A 23,053-nucleotide genomic window follows, 5' to 3' on the forward strand; every position below is an offset into this window, starting at 1 on the left:
GTGTTAATAGCGATAGGTGTCACTTGTTTTTCTTGTTTTCATCACTACAACACAAGTATTCATAAGGGGGCATTAACGACACCTAACTTTATGAAGCGTGCTTTCGAAAAGTAACGCACTGCCGAGGAGCATATTTTGCTCCTCAGTAATTTTATTTCCTTGCTCCGCAAAGCTATATTTATCTTCTAATTTAAAAGGGAGATTTAATATGCAGATAGGACTAAGAACATTCATACTTTCGTTTGCCTTGATCACGCCAGCCGCTCACAGCAAACCTCAAGTGGAAAGCCCAGCGCCAACCAAAGAAGAGCTCATATTCAATTCAGGCCATATAACTTCAGTGGATCAGATGAGCCCTAATCACGCCAAAATCACATATAAATTAGCAAAGCAACTCATCGCCAATCCAAACATTTCTAAAACTGAGGAACTGATTAGGCTCTCTGAAAAAGTCTCATTGACTGAGAAAAAGATAGCAGAAGAATCCATCAAGATATGTCAAGACCTCATCGACTATGACATTTCCGATACGCGCGCTGCAGTTTATGCGTTTTTCTCCAAATTCGAACGCTTAGAAACGTTTAAAAGTCGTATGTATATCGAAGCATTGCAAGGGGAGAGCAAAGCCGTTCTTAATATGGTAGAAAACTCCCACCACAAAGAGTTTGTTATATTAACTCCCGAAGTAATCTTAGATGATTCACCCACGTCATGGTTGCTTGACCATAAGAACTTTTGCCGTAGCAAAATTATAACGATGAAACAAAACCTAACAACGCATTGATAAAGGGCTTAATTGCCCTTTATTTTTTCTAAAAACAACCGTTTTTGTTCTGGGGTTGCTTGATGCCACCAATAGTCCAACATGCCAACCACATCTGGGTGTGCTGACTTAGGCGCCGCTGGCGTTACGGCTCTTGTGGCAGTGCTTGGCGTTGAATAACGTGGTGCAGTGGGTGTTGATGGCTCACTTGCTATCGCTGTCGCTACTCTTGGTCTTTCTTGCGTCACCACCAGTGTTGTCGCTAACGATTCATTGGGTGCTTGCAACATAATCAACGGCTGATCTGCAAATGCCTTTGCCGCAACCACATTGTCAGGTCGGTTAAATTCAACCTGATACTCGCCGTCTTGATCGATACTTATTTTTGCCCAAAATGGCTTCGACTCTATGGTTTCGTGGTCGTCATAGCCCACTTCATACAAATCGGTATAACGCATTTTGACCGCATACTCCCCTTTTGCTAAGTCCAGCTCTCGTACTTTGGAGAAGAATGAGTGTTCAATGGTTTTATCATCAACTTGCAAGGGAATAATTTCTTCAGGAAAACTTAGCAACGCAGCCTGTGAAAGCGGTGACAACAGTAAAACAGCGGTCGCAAGCGTATATTTTAAGCGCATCTATTCACTCCTTCGTGAGTACCAAATCATTTTATACCAATTGTATTAAGTAAATGAGCTATTTTGAAGCGGGGAAATAGCTTTAGTAGCAAGGCAAAAATTTTGCTATTTAGTTGTTCTAAATGAGAAATTTTTAACGAAGCTAATATGATATTTCACCCTTCAAATTGATTGAAGAATTAATTCAATTGGTATTACTTTCATGAGATTACTGCATACCTGCGTATATCTCTACCCTTTTAATTGATGTGCAGTGGGATAACGCATTAAATCTATTGAGTCTCCTTGAGAGTTAGCTATGCTAGAGCAATTCAATATGCCAGATAAGGAAGGACCATGAGTTCAGAAACTATTTTTACCAAAATTATTAATCGAGAGATCCCAGCAGACATCATTTACGAAGATGAACAAGCACTCGCGTTTAGAGACATTAATCCACAAGCGCCATTTCACGTCTTAATTATTCCTAAAACAGCAATTGCGACCATCAACGACGTAACGGAAGAAAATGCTCACCTTGTTGGTCATTTATATGTTGTTGCCGCCAAATTAGCGAAAGAGCACGGCTTTGCGGAAGATGGATATCGCGTGGTGATGAACTGTAATGATCATGGTGGTCAAACTGTCTATCACCTTCACCTACATGTATTAGCTGGAAAAGAAATGGGCTGGCCGCCTTATCAAAATACGAAAAAAGTACCAGTTTAGATTATTCTCTGTTAAGCAATGTAAATAAGTAAGTTATTAACAGCAATTGTTAAAAGCTTACTTATTTCAACAAATTACATTTAAATACATATTCTGTACATAATTTCGATTTATTATTTCACTTTGTTATATAGCGGATTTCTCTATCTTGTACTAAAAATTCTAATACAAAAGGTCTGAATCCCATGTTAGCATTGAGAAATCGGAAAAATTAGAGTGTGTCCAAAAATGAGCAGTAGTGCTTTTTTGTTATTAGATAAAGAACCGGTTAACACCATTGGTATCAATGTGTTACAACCTTTGTTAAAAACCCAAGGGTTGGATGTTACTATCGGAACTGATATCTCAGATGTGCCTGAAGGCACTCGATTACTTTTCATCGAAACCGCAGTGAACGATTCTTGGGGTCAATTAAAAGAACAACTAGTCAACCTCAAAGTTAAATGCGATATCGTGCTATTCAACTTAGATGAAAACCCGGAGCTTGCCAATCGTGCGCTGCTAAGCGGTATTCGTGGTGTATTTTACACGACAGACAACGCCGACGTGCTAATGAAAGGGATCCGTTTGTTGCTTGAAGATCAACTGTGGTATCGCCGTGACGTGATGTGTAATGTGTTAAATCGCATGTTGCAATTCAATAAGGATGCATTACATAAACTAACCGAAGGTGATATCGAACCTGTTAAGCTCACTAAGCGAGAAAAAGCAATTATCGCGCTAATGAGTAAAGGCGCGAAAAACAAAGAGATCGCTGAAGAGCTAAATATCAGTCCACATACGGTGAAAACGCATCTGTACAGTGCATTTCGTAAGACCAAATGTCGTAACCGTATCGAACTCCTTTCATGGGCTCAGCAGAATATTCCTGACGAAATTCGCTAAGCTTCATATGTCTTTAACCTGCTGACGCAAGTCGGCGGGGGAAGACAGCGCTGACATCGTGATATCGAAGCTTCTGTTTCATACGGGCTTTACTGCCTCAACGAATACCTCTATGCTAAGTTTTTTCGCAACAAAAAGCAGTTTTAGGTAAATGCTCGACCCAAAAACCCTCTACCTAACCAGCCTCGTCATGACGGCAATGATGGCACTCCTTACCTTTTTAACGTGGCGAGCGAATAAAAGCACTCCCGGAACGCTGCTCTATATTTTTTACCCTCTGGTTTTGCTTTGTGCGATTTCTTCCTTTGCACTACACGGCTATTTTGACAATTGGGAAACCATTCCCATTGCTAATACCTTGCTATTCACGGCCTCCATCATCCACTGTATGGCGATAAGGCAGTTTTTAGGGGTTAAAGGCCCATCCTTTAAAGTGTTTCTCGGCGTTACAGCAGGGCTTTTCATCTTGTTGATGTACAGCAGTATTTTCTCTCCTAGCCTGAGAGACAGGATCCTTATCTCAGACTTACAACACTTAGTTGAAGCGACACTCCTGCTCTATTTCTTTATCCGCTTTGCACGAAATAAATACCCTAACGGCAGCATAGTCTATATCACCATTCTACTTATTATATTGGTGATATTTACCGGCAGAACCCTATTAATGGGAGAAGTGACGCATTTCACGCTTTTCAAAGAGAACTGGTTTACCATCACTATTTTCTTCAATGGCGTCCTTGCTCCTATTTTTTATGCCACCGGCATGGCGCTGTTATGTAACGAGCAAAGAGAACAAAACCTTAATAAACTTGCATTAAAGGCACAACAAGACCTTGAGCTGCGCGGTATGTTTTTATCAACGATCAGTCATGAGATACGAACTCCGCTTAACGGTATCTTGGGCAGCGCCCAACTTGTATTGGGACGCACCAGAGATAGTCGCAACAAGGCCTACTGTGAGGCTATCGTAAACTCTGCAGAGTCGCTAAATTTACTGATTGATAAAGTACTAGACTACGCCAGTTTGGAGCAAAGTGATGAAGCCTTGTACGAAGAGGATGTTGAGCTTAGAAGTTGGCTACAAAACCTTTGCTTATTGCTCAGCCCGCTTGCAGAGCAAAAGAGACTACACTTTGAACTGGTGTACGAACTGCCCGATCAGGTGTGCTATTACTTTGACCAACAAAAGCTGAGGCAAATTCTTATTAACCTTGTTGGTAATGCCATTAAGTTCACCGACAAAGGGGAAGTAAAGCTCAAAGTTGAGATTTTAAAAGACCAACAAATTGAGCATAAAGTGCGCTTTAGTATCACGGACTCAGGGCCAGGTATTGATAGTGAAGATATTAATAAGCTGACCGAGCCATACGTACAAAGTAGTGCAGGTAAAGTTAAGGGTGGTACGGGCTTGGGGCTTGCCATTACCAGTCGCCTACTCAACCGTCTGAATTCGCAGCTAGATATTCAAAGCGAGCTTAACAAAGGCAGTACATTCAGTTTTGATTTACTACTAAACATTGGTGAACTGAGCTTAGTAGAGCAGCGCCCGCAGCACGATAACTGTATCACCGGTCTGAAAGTACTGTTGGTAGAAGACCTGGATCTCAACCAAAAAATCGCTATTGAGTTTATGGCAGAAGATGAGCATAAGGTTAAATTGGCAACCAATGGTAAAAGCGCCATCGAGATGCTAATACAGCACCATTTCGATGTGGTGTTGTTAGACATGAACTTACCCGATCTTTCCGGGCAAGAAGTATTAAAGCAGCTACAAAATTGTGAGCATAAAAACAAACGAACCCCTTTCCTAGCCTTTACTGCTAGCCTCAGTCCAGATGAGGTAAAAGAATACTTGGCACTCGGCATTCGCGATATTGTTGGCAAACCGATAAAGCAAGAGAAATTACGCCAAGCGCTTAGCGAGTCTCAGTCTCCCAAAAAAGCCAATGTCAGCGTCGAGTTGCCCGATATCCTATACGATGAAACGGCTGTAAATGCCCTAAAGTCTGGATTTAGTGAAGATGAAGTCTCTTCGATTTACAACGAGTTTGTGTTGTCGGCTCGTAATAAACTCATCCATATTCAGCAGCTATTAGAGCAAGACGAAGATCAATGTATTAGACAGCTTCATCGTCAAGCCAGCACCGCGTTACAACTCGGGTTTAACCGCTATGGTTCAAATTTGAAAAAAGCAGAGCGCCGCTTATTGGATGGCAAATCCTGCCATGATGAACTCACAGAAGCCATGACGCTATGGCAAGACAGTCTCGCTGCATATCTCCACTTTGTTCGTAAAGAGGCGATAGGTTAAGCGTCATTAAACGCATGTTGTTCGACATCATAATAAAACTTGTTCATGCTTAGTAAGCATATACATTAACGCTAATTTAACCGAGGCAAACTGCTCGCCTTGGGCAATAACTATAAAATTAAGGGAACATCTATGTCATTTTTTAAATCACCATTAGCCATTGCTATTGGTGCTGCTGTGATTGGTTTGGCTCAGCCAGCCAGCGCTGATGATGCCGTTACAGCCACGCAAAAAGAAGAGAAGTCAACCAAAGGCTGGGATGTGCTCAACCCACCAGGTGAAAAGCAAACCATCACCATCGATACCAACGAAACCACATGGAGTAACTTAGATGTTAGCCCTGATGGTAAAAGCATCGTCTTTGATATGCTTGGCGACCTTTACATCATGCCAATTGGCGGTGGTAAAGCAACAGCCTTAACATCCGACATGGGCTGGAACATTCAACCTAAGTTTTCGCCTGATGGCAAGCACATCGCATTTATCTCCGATCGCGCAGGTGGCGATAACCTGTGGGTGATGGACGTAGATGGCAAAAACCTGCGTCAGGTATCAAAAGAAGTGAATAATATTGTTCACAACCCTGCATGGTCGCCTGATGGTCAATACATTGCAGTTAAACAAGGTCAAGTAACGGGGCGTACCATTCCAGGTGGCTCTATTCGTATGTATCACATCAGCGGCGGTAAAGGCGTGTTGGTTCGCGAGCGTCTACATGGTGCAAAATCGCAAAAGAACGTTGCAGAGCCCGCTTTTTCTCACGATGGCAAGAAAATCTATTACTCAGTTGATGCGACCTCTGGCGTGCGCTGGGAATATAACAAAAACTCGCTCGACGCTGTATTCGAAATTCGTAGTTGGGATTTAGCAACCGGTGAAGAAGAGACAGTGATCCGTGGTGCTGGCGGTGCTATTCGTCCAACCGTCAGTCCTGATGGTAAATCTATTGCGTTTGTTAAACGCGAAGATAACGGCAACGAAATGATCGGTTCCTTATATATTAAAGATTTACACTCTGGCGTCGAAACTCGTGTTTATGCCGGCCTTGATCGCGATTTACAAGAAGCCAATGGCGCACATGGTAACACACCTTCTTTTGCTTACACGCCGGATGGTAAATCCCTCGTTTTTTGGGCGAAAGGGGTATTCAACCGCGTCAATATCGCATCGCACGAGGTCAACGTCATCCCTACTCGCGTTGTCGCTGAAAAACAAATCACACCGGCGCTACGCTTTGCGGTAGATGTCGCGCCTGACACTTTTAAAGTCAAACTTGCACGCTGGTCTCAAATTTCTCCTGATGGTGAAACTGCACTATTCCAAGCGCTTGGCTACCTTTACGTAAAAGACATTGCGTCAGGCAAAGTAAAACGCCTCACTAAGCAAACCGACCACTTTGAGTTCTACCCAAGCTACTCTCGCGATGGCAAGTCTATCGTTTACACAACTTGGAGTGATAAAGACTTAGGCGCAATACGTGTTGTGTCTGCAAACGGTGGTAAAGGTAAAGTGATCACCCAAGAACCTGGTCACTATATCTCACCTAGCTTTTCACCAAATGGCAAAAACGTGCTATTTAAAAAGGTAACTGGTGGCTACTTGCTAAGCGGTGACTGGTCAATGCATCCAGGGATTTATCTAGTTAATGCCAACGGCGGTGAAGCAAAACGCATCATTAAACGCGGCGACAATCCGCACTTTGGAGCCGACTCTGAGCGCATTTACTTCTCCACCATGAGTGATGAAACACATCGCGAACTAAAAAGTGTTAACCTCAATGGTCAAGAAGAACGTAGCCACTTCAAAGGTGATTACGTCTTTGACTTTAAGGTCTCTCCAAATGGCCAATATGTTGCATTTATCGAGCATTTCAATACGTTTGTTGCACCTTTTACCAGTACAGGTAAGACCTTATCCATTAACAAGGGTGAGAAAGCTTTCCCAGTTAAGCAAGTGTCAAAGTACTCTGGTGATTTCCTAAATTGGAAAGCGGACAGCAGCGCGCTAACTTGGGCATTTGGTCCCACACTTTATCAGCGCAAACTGACTGACACTTTCGCTTTCGTCGATGGTGCATCTGACAACACCGACGAGCTAACCGCTGAAGGTATCGACTTGAGTTTTGAGCAAAAAGCAGATAAGCCTGAAGGTATGATTGCGTTAGTCGGCGGTAAAGTAGTGACTATGCGTAACGCTGAGAACGAACAAGAAATCATCGACAATGGTGTGATCCTAATCAAAGAGAATCGCATCGTTGCAGTCGGTAAGCAAGGTGAGCTAGACGTTCCTAGCACAGCTAAAGTAATGGATATTAGCGGTAAAACCGTGATCCCAGGCCTTATCGATGCCCACGCACATGGCAGTTACGGTAGCTATAACCTACAGCCACAGCAAAACTGGAACCAGTATTCTAATCTTAGCTTTGGTGTGACGACTATCCATGACCCATCAAATAACTCTGCCGAGGTATTTTCTATGGCAGAACTACAAAGAACGGGTTTAACGGTCGCGCCACGCACCTATTCTGTTGGACGTATTTTATATGCTGGCCACGCGCCGGGTTATAAAACACCAATCAGTAACCTTGAAGACGCAGAGTTCCACGTTAAACGCCTAAAAGACGCTGGCGCTATTTCAGTGAAGAGTTACAACCACCCTCGCCGTGAGACACGTCAGCAAGTATTGGAAGCGGCGAAGAACATGGAAATCATGGTTGTGCCTGAAGGTGGTTCAAAATTCCAACACAACATGAACATGATAGTCGATGGTCATACTGGTGTTGAACATGCCCTACCGATCCCGAATATTTACTCTGATATCGAACAAATGTGGGGACAAACAAATGTTGGCTTTACGCCAACTTTCGTTGTTGCCTATGGCGGTATCTCTGGCGAAGAATACTGGTATCAACACACTAATGTGTGGGAAAACGAGCGCTTAATGAGCTTCGTTCCTGAGTATGTGGTAAAGCCAAGATCAATTCGTCCAAGCAAAGCACCTGAACGTCACTATAACCATATCAATGTCGCCAAAACCGCAAAACAGCTTCGCGATAAGGGTGTGACTGTGCACATTGGTGCTCACGGCCAGCGTGAAGGTCTAGCTGCACATTGGGAATTATGGTCTATGGCACAAGGCGGATTTACACCTTGGCAGGCGCTTCGCAGCGGTACAATCGACGGTGCAAGATATCTAGGTATGGACCGTGACCTTGGTACGATCGAACAGGGAAAACTCGCCGATCTTGCCATCATAGATGGTGATGTGCTGTCTAACATCCGTGATTCAGAGAAAGTTGCCTACACCGTGATCAATGGCCGTATCTACGATGCGGCCACCATGAATGAAATCGGCAACTATGACAATAAACGTCAGCCTTTCTTCTTTGAAAATGGCGCACAAACCCAAATGCATCCAGCAACTGCTGAGTATATGGAAGAAAAGGCCCATACCTATCATTGGAAACACTAATACGTAGCACGATTGAAGCGTGAAACGTTAAGTTCACAAGCCCGGCTATCTAGATAGCCGGGTTTTTTATTTTTTGTCTAGATCTTAATCAATACTGTTCTATGCTGTTATAGGTACTTCCATAGCAACAAGGAATTAGGTTATGTCTGGGTTTTCGCAATTTTTTAACTCTCTTAATTTAACTAAAAAGCTGATTTTTGCATTTCTAATCGTCGCGCTCGTGCCGTTGATAGTAATTATTTCCATCGCACTTAATACCGCATCGAATGCCATGACAGCGCAAGTATATTCACAACTTGGTGCCGTTAGTGAGATCAAAAAAAGCGCGGTTAATCGTTACTTTAAGACCGTTGAGGATAAACTCGATGCCTTTACGGCAAACCCATTACTTCCTGTGATTGCACAAGAGTTTATTACCAGCTTTCCTAGCGCTCAGGCCGATATTAACTATGCCAAATTATCTCGATTTTATGATGAAGTGTTCGTACCTAAATTCAATCAAGAAAACCCCGAAGATACGAGCACAGCAAGGCTAATTGGTAACATTTCAGAGTCTGGGCTTGCGCTGCAAGCCCGCTACTTAGCCAGCAACCCCTACCCAGTTGGTGAAAAATACAAATTTATTGAAACCGGTCACTTAGATAGTTATGACCTTGCTCACCGCAGTTACCATCCATATATGCTTAACATCGCCGACATTTATGAGTTTTACGATATCTTTATCATTGACCCAAGTAATGGAAATATTGTCTATTCTGTATTTAAAGAGGTTGATTTTGCTACGTCACTAGAAACGGGTCCTTATGCCAATAGTAATCTAGCTTCTCTTTATCGAGAACTGAAGGACTCAGCGGATCCAACAATCAGCGCTTTCGCAGACTACAAACAATACCTCCCCTCCTATAATGCACCCGCTAGTTTTATTGCCAAACCTATCGTGGTGAATGGCCAAACCGTTGCAATTGTAGCTGCACAGCTATCTATTGATGCCATCAATGCCATTATGACCGAGCGAGAAGGCTTAGGAGAAAGTGGTGAAACCTACCTAGTCGGCCCTGAGGGTCTGATGCGTTCAGACTCATTCTTAGATCCACAACATCATTCCGTGGTGAATTCATTTCGATACCCTGAGCGCGGCAAGGTAGCTACGCTTGCTGTCTCTCAAGCATTAAATAATCAATCTGGACAACAGGTTATTGAGGACTATAACGGCGAGGCCGTGTTATCTGCCTATACACCAGTGGAAGTCTTTAATACCCGTTGGGCACTGCTTGCCGAAATTGACGAAGCGGAAGCATTTGCTTCTATCACCTCGCTCTCTCAATACCTGATGATTATTTTAGCGGTCACTATAGTGTTAGTACTGATCGTCGCCTATTGGTTCTCAAAAACGCTTACCAAACCTGTTCACGAGTTGGTAGAAACCATGAAATCAGTTGAACAAGAAGGCAACTTTTCATTGCGTGCCCCCATTCGTAGTCATGATGAAATAGGTAACAGTGCACAGGCATTCAACTCACTACTAGATGCCTTACAGCTTTCTATCACAGAGGCTAATCGCGTCATGAATCAAATGGCCTCGGGCAAGTTTGACGACCGCATCAAAGTACCGTGTCGGGGCGAGCTAGAAACCCTAAAAGAAGCCACTAACCATTGTGCTAATACGTTAAGTCGAGCGATTTCCGAGCTGAATGAGATTTCGATTGATATGGCTAATGGTCGCTTCGATACCAAACTTAATGCTCCCATGTCTGGCGATTTAGACAAGCTCAAAAATAATATTAACGATTCTTTGGCATCGATTAATTCGACTATGAACGGTATTGTTCATGTGATGACCAATATTGAGCAAGGTAACTTTAAGGAACAAGTCACCGTGCCCGCTAAAGGCAAGTTAGCGCAACTTAAAGATTCGGTAAATAATTCCGTTCGCAGCCTTAGCTGTGCAATTGACGGTATCAGCACGATTATGTCTGCACTACGCCAAGGCGACTTTTCTGCGCAACTTGATGCCCCTCTCGCAGGCCAATTAGATACCTTAAAACAAGATATCAACTCCAGCATGGCAAACCTAGACAGAGTAATGAAAGAAATAGGCACTGTGATGGCTGGCGTCAGCAACGGCGACTTTAAACAACAAGTGGACGTAGCAGCAACGGGCCAACTCGCGCAACTTAAAGATAATATCAATGCTTCTGTGACCGCCGTTGATGTTGCTATCTCGGAAATTTCTACGGTGATGATGGCTATTAGCCATGGTCGATTCGACCGCACCATTCAATCTGCGATGTCTGGCCAGCTTGATAATCTCAAAGGTGATATCAACCGTTCAGTCGAGAACCTCAATCAGGTCATCGAAGAGCTCGGCAGCGTAATGGGCGCAATGTCCGAAGGAGACTTTAGTCAAAAAATAGAGTTGCCACTACAAGGTCAACTGCAACAACTTAAAGAGAATGTAAATGACTCGACCTTACAAGTATCCGACGCTATCTCCGAAGTGAGCAGCGTGTTGGCCAACGTTGCTCAGGGTAACTTAAGTAATCAAGTAAATGGTGAATATTTTGGCGTGTTTAAGTCTTTGCAAAATGACACCAATACCACAATTAAAAAACTCACCAGTGTAATCGAAGGGATCCAAGCTGCTGCAAATTATGTTGCTCAAAGTGCCGGAGAAATAGCGGCGAGTAACACTGAAATCAGCCAACGCACAGAAGAGCAAGCTGCAAACTTAGAAGAAGCCAGTGCCAGCACCGGCAATATGTTAGATGAACTCACTAAAGTTTCAAACCAATCTGGTGATGCCGTAGGACTGGCAACAAACGCAGAAAACATAGCCAAAGAAGGAGGCAGTTTATCTGCCCAAACCGTAGCCGCAATAATTGAGGTGAACAAAGCCAGTAAAGACATTAATGAGATTGTATCGGTGATTGATGGACTTGCGTTTCAAACCAACCTGCTGGCACTCAATGCTGCCGTTGAAGCGGCACGAGCGGGAGAAAATGGCCGTGGCTTTGCAGTCGTTGCAAACGAAGTACGAGAGCTGGCAGGGCGTAGCGCCGCCTCTGCAAAGCAAATCAAAGAAATTATCTCAAACAGTAATCAGAAGGTAGAGCAAGGGACTGAACTTGCCAATAGTTCCGGTGAAAAGCTGCAACAAATCGTTGGCGCCGTGAGTGATGTAAATAACAACATCATTAAAATCAATGAGTCAACTTCAATGCAGCAGCAAGCCATTAAAGAAGTGGATTTGGTGGTGCAAAGGCTGACAGATCTTATTCAAGAAAACTCTGCAATTACCGAAGAAACGATGGCAGCAGCGAGACAAATGGCTGAGCAAGCCCATGAAATGCGTACCCAGTTGAGCTATTTCCGTTTATCAAAAAATGATTACAGCGCCACAGGTAGAGAAGGTGAATTGCTTGTGCATCGATATAATGCATCTTAGGGCCAGTTGAGTTTCGAGTTAGAGCATGCCCAACTAAGCCTCTTAGTTGGGCATGCTATGCCTGTACCAATGTGTATTATGCCAATGTAAATTTATCCGCATCGAGGTGGGCTGGAAATTTAGCTTTATACTGCTGCAAATCGCTCAGTTTTAGCTTTACGGTAATAACCTCAGCTTGGTTATCTACTGCCGAAACAATGCTATTACCATTGAAATCAATCGCTTTAGTACCACCATTATGTGCAGTGCCATACCCGTCTTCACCTACGCGATTTACCGCAAGCACAAAGCACTGATTCTCGATTGCGCGAGCAGCCAGTAAGGTATCCCAATGATTTCGGCGTGCCGCTGGCCAGTTTGCAATATTAATCATAACCTCATAATCATTCTGATTACGCTGAAATACTGGAAAACGTAAGTCATAGCAGATCTGCGGTAAGAATTTAATGCCTTTTAATTCGAACACTTCACGGTGCTCACCAGCAACGACAAAATCGCCTTCATTACCCAAACAGAATAAGTGTCTTTTGTCATAATGAAGTATCTTTCCATCCGGCTGGCACCACACCATACGGTTGGCCTTTTTATCTCCTTGCGGAACCAGTATGCTGCCCGCTACAACAGCTTCAAAGCGCTGAGCATATTGCTGTAAAAACTCGATGGCTGCATCAGCATAGCGCTCAACATCCGGCTCTTTTACAGCGAACCCGGTAGCAAATGTTTCTGGTAGCAAAATTAAATCGCTTGGCTCGACATTTTCTAGCAAACGTTCAATATGGGTAAAGTTGGCCTCAGGTGAAAGCCACTGGATATCTGTTTGAACAAGGGTAACGGTTAAAGTTGACATAAGCGTTTTGCAGCCTCTTCTAATGTCTGGTTTTCCTTAGCAAAGCACAATCGTATGACCTTGTCTTCAGGTGCTTGTTGGTAAAAAACGCTGAGTGGCACTGCCGCAACCCCAACCTCTTCCACCAGATAGCGACAAAAGGCAACATCATCAAGCTCAGAAATTTCACTGTAATCCAAAAGCAAAAAATAAGTCCCTTCACTTGGTAATAGCGTAAATCGGCTTGACGCTAACGCCTTAACCAGTACATCGCGTTTTTGTTGATAAAACCCACTCAGTTCATCAACGTGCTCAGGGTGTTCAGCAAGCATATCTGTCAATGCAAGTTGTGCCGGAGTGAAGCTTGAGAACGTTACATATTGATGGATCTTTCTAAACTCAACAGTCATTTGCTTTGGCGCCACACAGTAACCCATTTTCCAGCCTGTACTATGAAAGGTTTTACCAAAGCTAGAGATCACAAACGCACGCTCAAACAATGCTGGATCAGTTAATGCGCTCAGATGAGGCAAATCATCAAAGGTAATATGCTCGTATACTTCATCACTGATCAATAACAAGTCATGCTGATTTAGTAGCTGTTTTAGTTGCTCTAAATCTGACGGCTTCAGCGTTTTAGCCGACGGGTTATGCGGTGTATTGATGATAATAGCACGGGTATTTGGGTTGATACTCGCTGCGACTTGTTGCCAATCAATTTGGTAATGCGGCGCAGTCAATGCAATATGTACGGCTTTTCCGCCAGCAAGCTCAATTGCAGGCTCATAAGAGTCGTAAGCCGGATCGAATACAATAACTTCATCCCCTTCAGATACTATTGCCTGAATTGCCACGAAGAGTGCTTCCGTTGCACCCGAGGTCACCGTGATCTGTTCTTGTCCTGAAACACGCACCTGATAACGACGTTCAATTAATGCCGCAACTTGTGCTTGCAAGCTCGGTACGCCGGCAGAAGGCGAATACTGATTTTGACCTTCACCAACGTAGTGGCTCAGTTGTGATTTTAGGTAATCAGGTGCATCAAACTCCGGAAAGCCTTGCGATAAGTTGATCGCACCATGCTCGTTCGCTAATGCCGTCATTTGGCTAAATATACTAATTCCAACCTGAGGTAACTTACTTTTCACTGCAACACTCTCTTTCTTATGGTGCTAATCGTGAGTGGATGCTATCATTGCTCAAAATAGATGTATAGCCGTCCAAACGCATTTAATTTATAGGTGTTAACTATGCACACACAAGCCGCAAAACTCGCGCTTATCGACGCAGGAGCTTGGGTTGCTCAGCAAGGCTGGGTTCCCGCGACTGGTGGTAATTTCTCTATCAAAACAGACTCTGGCTTTGTTGTCACGGCCAGCGGCTTTGATAAAGGTAAATTAACATCAGAACAATTTCTGGAATTAGACACCACAGGCACCATCATTGCCGGTAATGGAAAGCCTTCAGCCGAAACCGCATTGCACCTAAAATTATATGATTTATGTGCGGGTGCACAGTGTATATTACACACGCATTCCGTAGCTGCGACTGTGTTATCACGGCTTATTCAAGGCGATCAATTTCAGATCCGTGGTTATGAAATGCAAAAGTCACTGTCTGGCATTCAATCCCATGAAGAAACCCTATCCATTGCTATTTTTGATAACGATCAGGATATAGAGCGACTAGCACAGCGGGTGGCGCAATCTCATCAAACTACACCAGTTGTACACGGTGTATTGATCCGAGGTCACGGGTTATACGCCGTGGGCCGCACAGTGCAAGAAACTCGTCGTCATATTGAGGGCTTAGAGTTTTTATTTGCCTGCGAATTAGAACGCATTAAATTGGAGGGGCGCCAATGATCAAAGCCATTTTAACAGATATTGAAGGGACAATTACCCGTATCTCATTTGTTAAAGAGATACTATTCCCGTATGCCGCTGCGCATTTACCGCAATTTATTCGCGACCATCAGCATGACACCGCCGTTGCCGAGCAAATTAGTGCCGTCAGAGCAGAATTGGATAATGCCAACGCTGATATTGATACCGTGATTGCCGCACTACTTGAGTGGATCGCCGCAGATAAAAAAATCACGCCATTAAAACAGCTACAGGGTCTCGTTTGGCAGTTTGGCTATACAAACGGCGATTTTACCGGACATTTGTACGAAGATGCCTACCAGTTTTTAACACAACAAAAAGCGGATGGTCGCAATCTCTACGTGTATTCCTCGGGTTCAGTGAAAGCGCAGCAGCTACTTTTTGCGCACTCAGCCTATGGTGATATTCGCCCGCTATTTAGCGACTACTTTGATACTAAAGTGGGTGCCAAGCAGGAGGTCTCGTCGTATCAGAACATTATTGCAGCCCTACCGTATGAAGCAGAGCAAATACTCTTTTTAAGCGATATCGTTGCCGAGCTAGACGCGGCAAAGGCCGCTGGCATGCAAACATTACAACTGTTTAGAGATGCACAAGCAACATCACCTGAACATCCAGTTATATCAAGCTTTGACCATTTTGATGAAGGGGCGTTTTCATGAGTCAACTGACTATCTACCAGGTACAGAATCCAAGCCAAGCTTTACAACAAGAGCAAGACGCAAACATCATCGCATCTTTGCTCGCAGAGCAAGGCGTACGCTTTGAACAATGGCAGACTAGCACCGATATCACAGCTGAAATGTCACAAGACGACATTATTAATGCCTACCTGAGCGATATTGAAAGATTAAAGACGCAAGGCGGCTATCAAACTGTCGACGTGATTTCACTTGCAAAGGGCAACCCTAGTGCCTCGGAGTTGCGACAAAAGTTTCTTTTTGAGCATACTCATAGCGAAGATGAAGTGCGTTTTTTTGTTAAAGGACAGGGGTTATTTTGCCTGCATTTAAACGACAAAGTTTATCAAGTTTTATGTCAGCAAGGCGACTTAATCTCAGTGCCAGAAAATACGCCTCATTGGTTCGATATGGGTAGTGATCCAGAATTTACTGCCATTCGCCTGTTCAATAATCAAGAGGGCTGGGTTGCGAAAAGCACGGACTCTGACATTGCAAAGCAGTTTCCCTTACTTGATTAATCCAAGTCTGAATACTCACAGTATTAACGAAGCACTGTGAGTACTTGCTTACTCATGCTAGGCTCACAACCTTCAACAAAATACACACCAAATTCCATCATCAGATTTTACCTCATGACTCATTTCAATATTTGTATTACAACAGCAAGTAAACCAACATGGCACTGACATAATAGGTAAACTCTTGGAGAGGCCTGACTTTCAATCTACGTTTCCGTTGATATGAACGTTTTCACTTATCAAAACTAAGTCCTTAAATGCGCATACTCTCCCTAAAACGCGTTGACTTTTTGTACCTAACTGCAAGAAAGCTTCCTTATCAACTAATCGGCTCGAAATTTGATTAAAATACAAAATTATTTAATTTCTTTGAGCGCGCTGATGAGTAAGTTTATTGATGTTTGCTGCTGATGCTGTTTCAAAAGTAAATACATCACCGTTATCGCTGTATACCCAAATAACACAGATTTATACATGTATGGAAAGTAGTTTAAAAATACAGAGAGAGCAAGATACAAGAAAACAAACCCTGTGACTTCAATTTTTTTCTTCCGTTCAACCTTATTTGCTTGTTCTAATTGCTTAATAATTTCATCTAATTCTATTGATTTCGATTCTTGTTTTTCCATAATAATACCTTTTAAAGTTTGATTCGCTTATTGTTTTCTTGGTTTAGGTTAAATAAGACGACACTATAGTTTAAAGCTCGGAAAGGCCGAAATAATTTCTTTGTATAGTATCGGGTTGCTATTTTGATACGCAGCAACCCTTTGTTTGTGACTTGATTCAATAGGGGCTCCCGCGTAGAGCAGCTGAGAGATATAGAAAAAGCTGTCATTCAAACTCATATTATTCCCAGCAGCTAACTCCATGGCACTTGCCCCATTTTCAACCTGCTCTAGTGCGAAGTCTAAGGCATCTAGCCCATAGGGATCTGGCTTGACTGAAACCTTATGTCTCAGCAAATATGTCATGATTTTTGGAGTGCGTAATAAAACGGCATAGAGCAACGCATTGCGACCTAGTGGGTCAACAAAATGTAAATCCAAGTCATATTTAACGAGCGCCTTAATTAGTGGAAGGTTGTGCGTTCGCACTAAATTTAATATTGTTTGGGGACCTAGCCGTGCCCCTTTTTCAAGTAATCTAGTTATTTCATCGATACTGGCATTTGTCGAAATGGCCATGGTCAATAAAGCGTTTAGCATTTCTTGCTGCTCTATTTGCGCATTTTGTTCAGTCATGTGATCTGCAGCTTGCTGCCAATTACCTTTTTGTGCCAGCGTAAAGGCTTCTGTGATCGCCTCTTGTAACTTGGCTTGCTTTGCCTTTTCTTCATCGCTTAACTGCGCTTGTTGTTCGGTGTGTCTCGCCAGCAAAGCTTTTAATTGCTCATAACGATAATGGTCTACTGCCATTTTGTTCAGCAAATCAGGTTCTTGCCCTAAAACACGGACTATCATGCTTGGATCAGTATTCTGTTCAGTGACTGTAGTAACCAAACTCTCAGCTGACTGTTTTATCTCTTTAACATTAACGGCCTGTAACTGCTCATTATTTAGCTGTTCATATGCGTGCTCACGATTAAATACTAGCTGTATTTTTGCTCGCCCGACAGAGTGAAAGCAGGGATGGGCTTTAGACAACTTTTCAGGAGCTACTATGTCTGATAAAACGGCGCGATATAATTTATCGACACCCGATTCAATCTCATCTTGCCATTCTGACGGTATTGCATTTTCTACGTGTTGAAGCTGGGTCTTATATTGCGCGAGAGTACCATCAGAGAGCCAGTGAAGAAGCCTCTTACTACTAAGTTCGTTCGAAGGGCGCACCCCATTTGCTAGTAATAAAAGAATGATAGACTCTACTTCATCAGCTTTGTCTGTAGGTGCTGGTGAGAGTAAATCGAGGGCATTATTCGAAAATGGGTCAGCAATTACTGGACTTCCTTCTTTAAGCCAAAACGTAGTTAATTCAGAGTTAATTGCAGCAATAGCAACATTTGTTAGTGATGTATAATGCTCTAACTCATAGTCATACCAAACTTCACTCGGTGTTAGTCCGCTTGCATCGAGTAACTGGGCCATAAGGGTTGGAGCGATACCTAGTTGCGTGGCTGTAACCAAGTCTTGATATGTCACCAAAATACCGTTTGAGGTAAGCTCTGAAATAACGTTGGAATTGTCACCTTGAAGTTGCGTCAATATGAGACTCACTGGTGTGTCGTAGACAGAAACACGCTTGCTGGCTTGTATTTGATTTTGCTGATAGGCGGTTATTAACCCTTTGATGTCTTGACTTCTAAGGTAGGCCCAGAACATATCAGCCTGTCGCTGAGATAAAATACCATTAGCGTAGTGAGGGATTGCATCTACCGATTGGTAATACTTCGATTCAGGCCTTAGCATTCGACCTCTAAGTATACCTAGGCCCGCAGCTTTTGAAATATAATCTAGCTGGTTTTCGCCTAATCCCTGATGCTGCATAGAAGAAAACATATATTGAATACGCTGCTCAGCTAGAGCTTGCCAGCTTACCATATCATCAATATCACTTGCATAGTCATTACACATCACACTGAGCGTTTCTTCTGGCTGAGTTGCAACACTTCCCGAGCTTGTATGCTGATATTGTCCAATGTTATTTGACTGCAACGGCTCACGAGTTATTACATTTTCCTCGATGTTGTCAAAGGCGAGGTATGTCCAATAAAGGCAGAGCAGTGCTAACAATGTAGCGCTTGCAATTAAAAGTGACTTTTTACTCAATATTTTGCTCCTTGCATTAATATATATCGTCAGCACTGGTACGATGTATAGGCGCAAAATGTGCTCCTATACATCACCTTTGCTATGCTCTAGCACACGTTTTTTCTGATTGGCAATTTTGCTTGAACAATAACTGCCTGCATTATGTATATCATGCTCTTTTGCCATGTTGCATGCTGTTGCTGAAACAACACCTGCCATCCCACCTGCACCTAAAGAGATACCGCCAGCAGCAATACCCAATACTTCAGAAGCACCAATACACGCATGATGTAATTGACTAATAGTGTATTTACGGTCCGCCACACAAGTTCCTTTAGAGTCGAAACCTGCTAAGCATTTCTTTCTTTTTTCTTCATCGGTTTTCTGTTTTGATACCGTGCTTGCACCACCGCTACCACCACCCCAAGCGCCAGCGCTATTACTAGAGTTCCCCCCCTTCCCACGGATATAGTGTCCGCATTGGATATGGCTTATGACCTATCACGTCAATTCTTTCTACAGCAGTGACATTTTGGGTAGCTACGAGCACTATAAAGCTCAATACAAGCGTTTTTATTTTCACCTTATTTACTTGTTACGGTTTGTATGTATTTGACTAACTTTTTATAGGCGTTATAAGCATCAAACTTGACACACCAATACCTATAATAATTGAGTGGGTCTTCAACAATAGAGAGATGCCATCACAAAAATACACTTATAAAGAAGAAAGTAAAACTTCCAAAAAAAACAAAATAACAATTATTTTCAACACCTTATTACAAAAAATCATGAGCAAATAACAAATTGGTAAGAACTTGATAATCGGGTTTAGAAATTAAAATTTTTATAAAGCAATTCAAAGCATGGAGTTAAATATAACAACCTACTGAATTAACAAACACTTTAACGACTTAGACTTTCACATTACTGAATAAGACATAAATAAAAAATTTTTAATAGAACTTATTAGGCTACCACTTACCGCTATATCAATAAAAATTATCAAAGTAAGTTATTTATCCCGACTTTAAGGCCAACTTGATTAATTAAGTACCCTATTATGAGGTGATAAAACATTGTCGATAACACGGCTACCGCGTTCTATTGCCTCCAAGGTATCTACATCCATATAAGCAAGGCAAAATTTTTCTACTTAGTTGTTCTCAATCAGAAGTTTTTAACATAGTTAGCGTCAGGTTTGCTCCTTCAGATTGAGCAAGTATTAAGACAAATTGGTGTAACTCACAAATGCAACACTCTAACCAAAATAAAGCAACCAGCATCGTTTTTTAAATATAACGGTAACTGCTTAAGACCTATACACTTTACGGTCGATAGTTTACCCATTACATCGTGAACTCGATATCTATCTCACTTACGCATAAAATACTCACAACCTTCAACAAAATACACGCCTATATGGTTATCACGATAAGCGTGATTATATTTACCGAAGAAATCGGCTTGAAACTTAAACCCCGCGTCGTTCAACTCAAACAAAAGCTTATCCACAAGATCTCAAGACATTGTCAGCGGTGAAAAAAGCAGAGTATTAGTGTGCATGCCGGTAGGAATTTCAGCCTCAGAGGACGATATAACTAAGCTATCTGTCGCATCAATAAACAATTGTTCAAACACCTGAGGGGGGCAACTTGCAACTATATGGATGTAGGTTTTTTGCGGCTGAATAGAGTGGCAGCTGCATAAGGCCAGTACAACCACACCGATAATGAACCATCCCTTCATTAGCTACTTTACCTTACTTCAAATTCTCTATAGTAAAGCAGCTTGTCCCTAAAGCTGAAATGAAGGTTTTGTGACCATGCAATAATGGGAAACTATTAATTTCTAATGATATAAGCAATAACAGCTGAATATTATTTTGAAATCTTTGATAATATCGAAATTTGTATATCCGCCTTTTTGATTACTAACTTGGTATTTTCATGGTTTTTGAAGCAACACACTCAAAGTATATTGATATAGGATGTTGGCAACTTAATACGGCAACACAAACCATCAACAACAAACACGAGCGTAAAGAACTTGAGCCTCTGCTGTTTAAAACACTTATGTATCTCATTGGTAACCAAGAGCGGATCATTACGCGGCAGGAACTGGCTGAACATGTTTGGCAACTTAACTTTGTCGACGACAATACAATTAACCGAGTCATTTTCGAGTTAAGAAAGCAGTTGGCTTGTGATCTGCAACCTCAACCAACGATCAAAACCCACTATCGCAAAGGCTACAGTTTCACGATACCGGCACCTGAACCGATTGAGCTATCTAGTAAGACATCTGACACCACAGGAAACAGCGAAGCAAGCAAGTCTTACCGAGTGCGAATACTCTGTGGCACCTTAATTGCGCTCGCCGCTTTGATCACCGTGCTATATTTCGTCACAAAGCAAACTCTCCAGATAAAAAGTGCACCTCAGCCACAGCCACAGCCATCCGCTGAGATTTTCCATAATCAAATACTATCTTGGTATCGAGGTCATCATGGCAAACTGTATAACTCACCGGATCAACGTTACCTAGCCTATAATTTTAAAGCTGATACCAATGAAGTTGGGGCGTTAGGGGAGGTGAGGCTCATGGATCTTACCACCCAACATGAAAGAGCACTTAGCCTGCCGAATGGCAGCAACATTTTAGGTTGGTCGGCTGACAGTACATGGGTTTATTACTTATACCGATCTGAAGGGGAAAACCCTATCTGCGAATACCGCCGCCACCAGTTATCTCCAAAAACAGGCGCTCATGACCAGTTACTCTTTCGCTGTTCTGGCGGCCTAATTAACGCACTGTTTGATTTTGGAAAAGACCATCTGATATACAGTCGACGAGGCTATTTAGACGTACCAAACCTAGGTGCGATTTATAGCTATAATATGGAAAAACAACAAGAAACTAGGATCACAACACCGAATAACCATGGTTTTGGGGATCAGCTTTTAGCAATTATCCCTGAGTCACACCAGCTAATTTTTACTCGTAATATCGGTGATAAAGTCGAGCTACTGGTGACCACTTCAACAGGGCAAAAGACCTTAAAATTGGCAGAGTTCCCGCATTTGCTATGGGCTGCGAACTGGAATACTAAACAAAAAAGTGTGCTGTGGTTTGATCACAACACCAGTGAAATCAAACGCTATTCCATGCAAAGCTTAACGGAGCTGCCTGCCGTAAAAGTTGCGGTCGAGCCCACCTCGTACATTTTGCCAATGTCAGAAAACCAATTGCTCATGACGACCTACGGCTACGACCATGACAGCTATGTCATCGATCTTAATACGGGTAAATCAACCCTCTTTGCCAAACCGAATATTTACGAAGTAATTATGGCTTACCTTGGGGATAATGAATTTGCCTACAATGATTCCATTTTCAAAGATGTGGAATCTTACGGGGTCATGCATATAGACTCAAGCCATCGATATTCACCCATAGCGGCATTAAGTTCGGGCTACTCCATTATCGACTCAGATCCAAGCAATCAGCAAATTCTCGTCAAACATGTCGCCAACAAACAAACTGAAGTGAGAGATTGGAAGTCTCTTGATGTGCTAATAACTCTGCCCGATAACGAACAGAATGGTGGTACTCGGCTTGGCGGAAATAAGGTTGCTCAACTGCGGGCTCACAAGGTAACTGATGACAAAATTATTGAGGTTACTTTTCTGAATGACAAAAATAACAAAATCATTACGGTTGATGACATCGTGAGTATTGATTGGTACGACGACCATCACCTAGTAACCTTATCAAGTAACCGGAATATTTCGTTACTGAATATAGAAACGGCTCAAATGACCCCTTTGATATCCGGATCCGAGCTTGCAAACCGCACCAATGAAGTAAAAGTAAGACCAACGATCACCGCCTCCAATGGTGCAATCTACCTCTATAATCGGCAATACGTATATAAGCTTGACGCAAATCAACAAATAACAACCATCTTAGATATCAAAGCCAGCGTGAATGCCGAATCTAGCATTTACTACCTTGATGCTCATGCTGACAAGTTACTGATTTCTTACCTCACGAGATACCACAATGAGATAAAGTTATATCACCGCTAAGCAGGTAAAGCTTACCGACCGATAGGCTTATAACGAAAAATGGCGAGCTCTATAAGCTCGCCATGGTTGGGATCC

Annotated in this window: 17 protein-coding genes; 10 read left to right on the forward strand and 7 right to left on the reverse strand. The window is 42.7% G+C overall.

Features of this window, described 5'->3' with window-relative positions:
• The first annotated feature begins 208 nt into the window (after window positions 1-208).
• On the forward strand, window positions 209-784 hold the full coding sequence (locus PNC201_RS17055) for a hypothetical protein (protein WP_102057699.1): 576 nt from the start codon (window positions 209-211) through the stop codon (window positions 782-784).
• Between the two features lie 8 nt (window positions 785-792).
• Here the strand turns inward: PNC201_RS17055 and PNC201_RS17060 are convergent, their stop codons facing one another.
• Window positions 793-1,401, reverse strand: coding sequence for a DUF2057 domain-containing protein (locus PNC201_RS17060; RefSeq protein ID WP_102057700.1), 609 nt, complete (start codon window positions 1,399-1,401; stop codon window positions 793-795).
• A gap of 336 nt (window positions 1,402-1,737) precedes the next feature.
• Here PNC201_RS17060 and PNC201_RS17065 point away from each other — a divergent pair, with 336 nt between their 5' ends.
• From PNC201_RS17065 to PNC201_RS17085, 5 genes are all read left to right on the forward strand, one after another.
• Window positions 1,738-2,109, forward strand: a complete 372-nt coding sequence (locus tag PNC201_RS17065; RefSeq protein WP_102057701.1) for a histidine triad nucleotide-binding protein — start codon at window positions 1,738-1,740, stop codon at window positions 2,107-2,109.
• Between the two features lie 228 nt (window positions 2,110-2,337).
• Window positions 2,338-2,994: a helix-turn-helix transcriptional regulator gene (locus tag PNC201_RS17070; RefSeq protein ID WP_010606850.1), complete on the forward strand. Its 657-nt coding sequence runs from the start codon at window positions 2,338-2,340 to the stop codon at window positions 2,992-2,994.
• A gap of 151 nt (window positions 2,995-3,145) precedes the next feature.
• A complete protein-coding gene (locus PNC201_RS17075) occupies window positions 3,146-5,305 on the forward strand; it encodes an ATP-binding protein (RefSeq protein ID WP_010606851.1) in 2,160 nt (719 codons plus the stop codon).
• A 132-nt stretch (window positions 5,306-5,437) separates the two neighbouring features.
• Window positions 5,438-8,776 (forward strand): amidohydrolase family protein, encoded by a 3,339-nt coding sequence (locus PNC201_RS17080; RefSeq protein ID WP_102057702.1) that lies wholly within the window; start codon window positions 5,438-5,440, stop codon window positions 8,774-8,776.
• Between the two features lie 142 nt (window positions 8,777-8,918).
• Window positions 8,919-12,221, forward strand: coding sequence for a methyl-accepting chemotaxis protein (locus tag PNC201_RS17085; RefSeq protein ID WP_102057703.1), 3,303 nt, complete (start codon window positions 8,919-8,921; stop codon window positions 12,219-12,221).
• A 76-nt stretch (window positions 12,222-12,297) separates the two neighbouring features.
• Here the strand turns inward: PNC201_RS17085 and PNC201_RS17090 are convergent, their stop codons facing one another.
• Window positions 12,298-13,068 carry an amidohydrolase gene (locus PNC201_RS17090; RefSeq protein ID WP_102057704.1) on the reverse strand — a complete coding sequence of 257 codons (771 nt, stop codon included), beginning with the start codon at window positions 13,066-13,068 and terminating at the stop codon, window positions 12,298-12,300.
• Complete coding sequence (locus PNC201_RS17095) at window positions 13,056-14,195, reverse strand: methionine aminotransferase (RefSeq protein WP_102057705.1); 1,140 nt, start codon at window positions 14,193-14,195, stop codon at window positions 13,056-13,058. The genes PNC201_RS17090 and PNC201_RS17095 overlap by 13 nt, the downstream gene beginning before the upstream one ends.
• Before the next feature lie 102 nt (window positions 14,196-14,297).
• On the opposite strand from PNC201_RS17095, the gene PNC201_RS17100 reads away from it, so the two are divergent.
• The 3 genes from PNC201_RS17100 to PNC201_RS17110 are packed head-to-tail and all read left to right on the forward strand — an operon-like array spanning window position 14,298 to window position 16,134.
• Window positions 14,298-14,912 carry a methylthioribulose 1-phosphate dehydratase gene (locus PNC201_RS17100; RefSeq protein WP_102057706.1) on the forward strand — a complete coding sequence of 205 codons (615 nt, stop codon included), beginning with the start codon at window positions 14,298-14,300 and terminating at the stop codon, window positions 14,910-14,912.
• On the forward strand, window positions 14,909-15,595 hold the full coding sequence (gene mtnC / locus PNC201_RS17105; RefSeq protein WP_102057707.1) for an acireductone synthase: 687 nt from the start codon (window positions 14,909-14,911) through the stop codon (window positions 15,593-15,595). Before PNC201_RS17100 ends, mtnC begins: the two co-directional genes overlap by 4 nt.
• Entirely contained in the window at window positions 15,592-16,134 is a 543-nt protein-coding gene (locus PNC201_RS17110) for a 1,2-dihydroxy-3-keto-5-methylthiopentene dioxygenase (RefSeq protein ID WP_102057708.1), read from the forward strand. The genes mtnC and PNC201_RS17110 overlap by 4 nt, the downstream gene beginning before the upstream one ends.
• Before the next feature lie 356 nt (window positions 16,135-16,490).
• Here PNC201_RS17110 and PNC201_RS17115 read toward each other — a convergent pair whose 3' ends face one another.
• The 4 genes from PNC201_RS17115 to PNC201_RS23635 form a co-directional block, all read right to left on the reverse strand.
• Complete coding sequence (locus PNC201_RS17115) at window positions 16,491-16,763, reverse strand: hypothetical protein (RefSeq protein WP_010606859.1); 273 nt, start codon at window positions 16,761-16,763, stop codon at window positions 16,491-16,493.
• A 63-nt stretch (window positions 16,764-16,826) separates the two neighbouring features.
• Entirely contained in the window at window positions 16,827-18,905 is a 2,079-nt protein-coding gene (locus PNC201_RS17120; RefSeq protein WP_102057709.1) for an ankyrin repeat domain-containing protein, read from the reverse strand.
• Window positions 18,906-18,971: 66 nt separating this feature from the next.
• The gene (locus PNC201_RS17125) at window positions 18,972-19,211 is read right to left on the reverse strand and encodes a hypothetical protein (RefSeq protein WP_102057710.1); all 240 of its coding nucleotides are present in this window, start codon (window positions 19,209-19,211) and stop codon (window positions 18,972-18,974) included.
• 1,050 nt (window positions 19,212-20,261) lie between these two features.
• Window positions 20,262-20,390: a hypothetical protein gene (locus tag PNC201_RS23635; protein ID WP_267895180.1), complete on the reverse strand. Its 129-nt coding sequence runs from the start codon at window positions 20,388-20,390 to the stop codon at window positions 20,262-20,264.
• A 446-nt stretch (window positions 20,391-20,836) separates the two neighbouring features.
• Here PNC201_RS23635 and PNC201_RS17135 point away from each other — a divergent pair, with 446 nt between their 5' ends.
• Entirely contained in the window at window positions 20,837-22,978 is a 2,142-nt protein-coding gene (locus PNC201_RS17135; protein ID WP_102057711.1) for a winged helix-turn-helix domain-containing protein, read from the forward strand.
• Window positions 22,979-23,053 lie beyond the last annotated feature (75 nt).

Source organism: Pseudoalteromonas sp. NC201 (genome assembly GCF_002850255.1).
GTDB lineage: Bacteria > Pseudomonadota > Gammaproteobacteria > Enterobacterales > Alteromonadaceae > Pseudoalteromonas.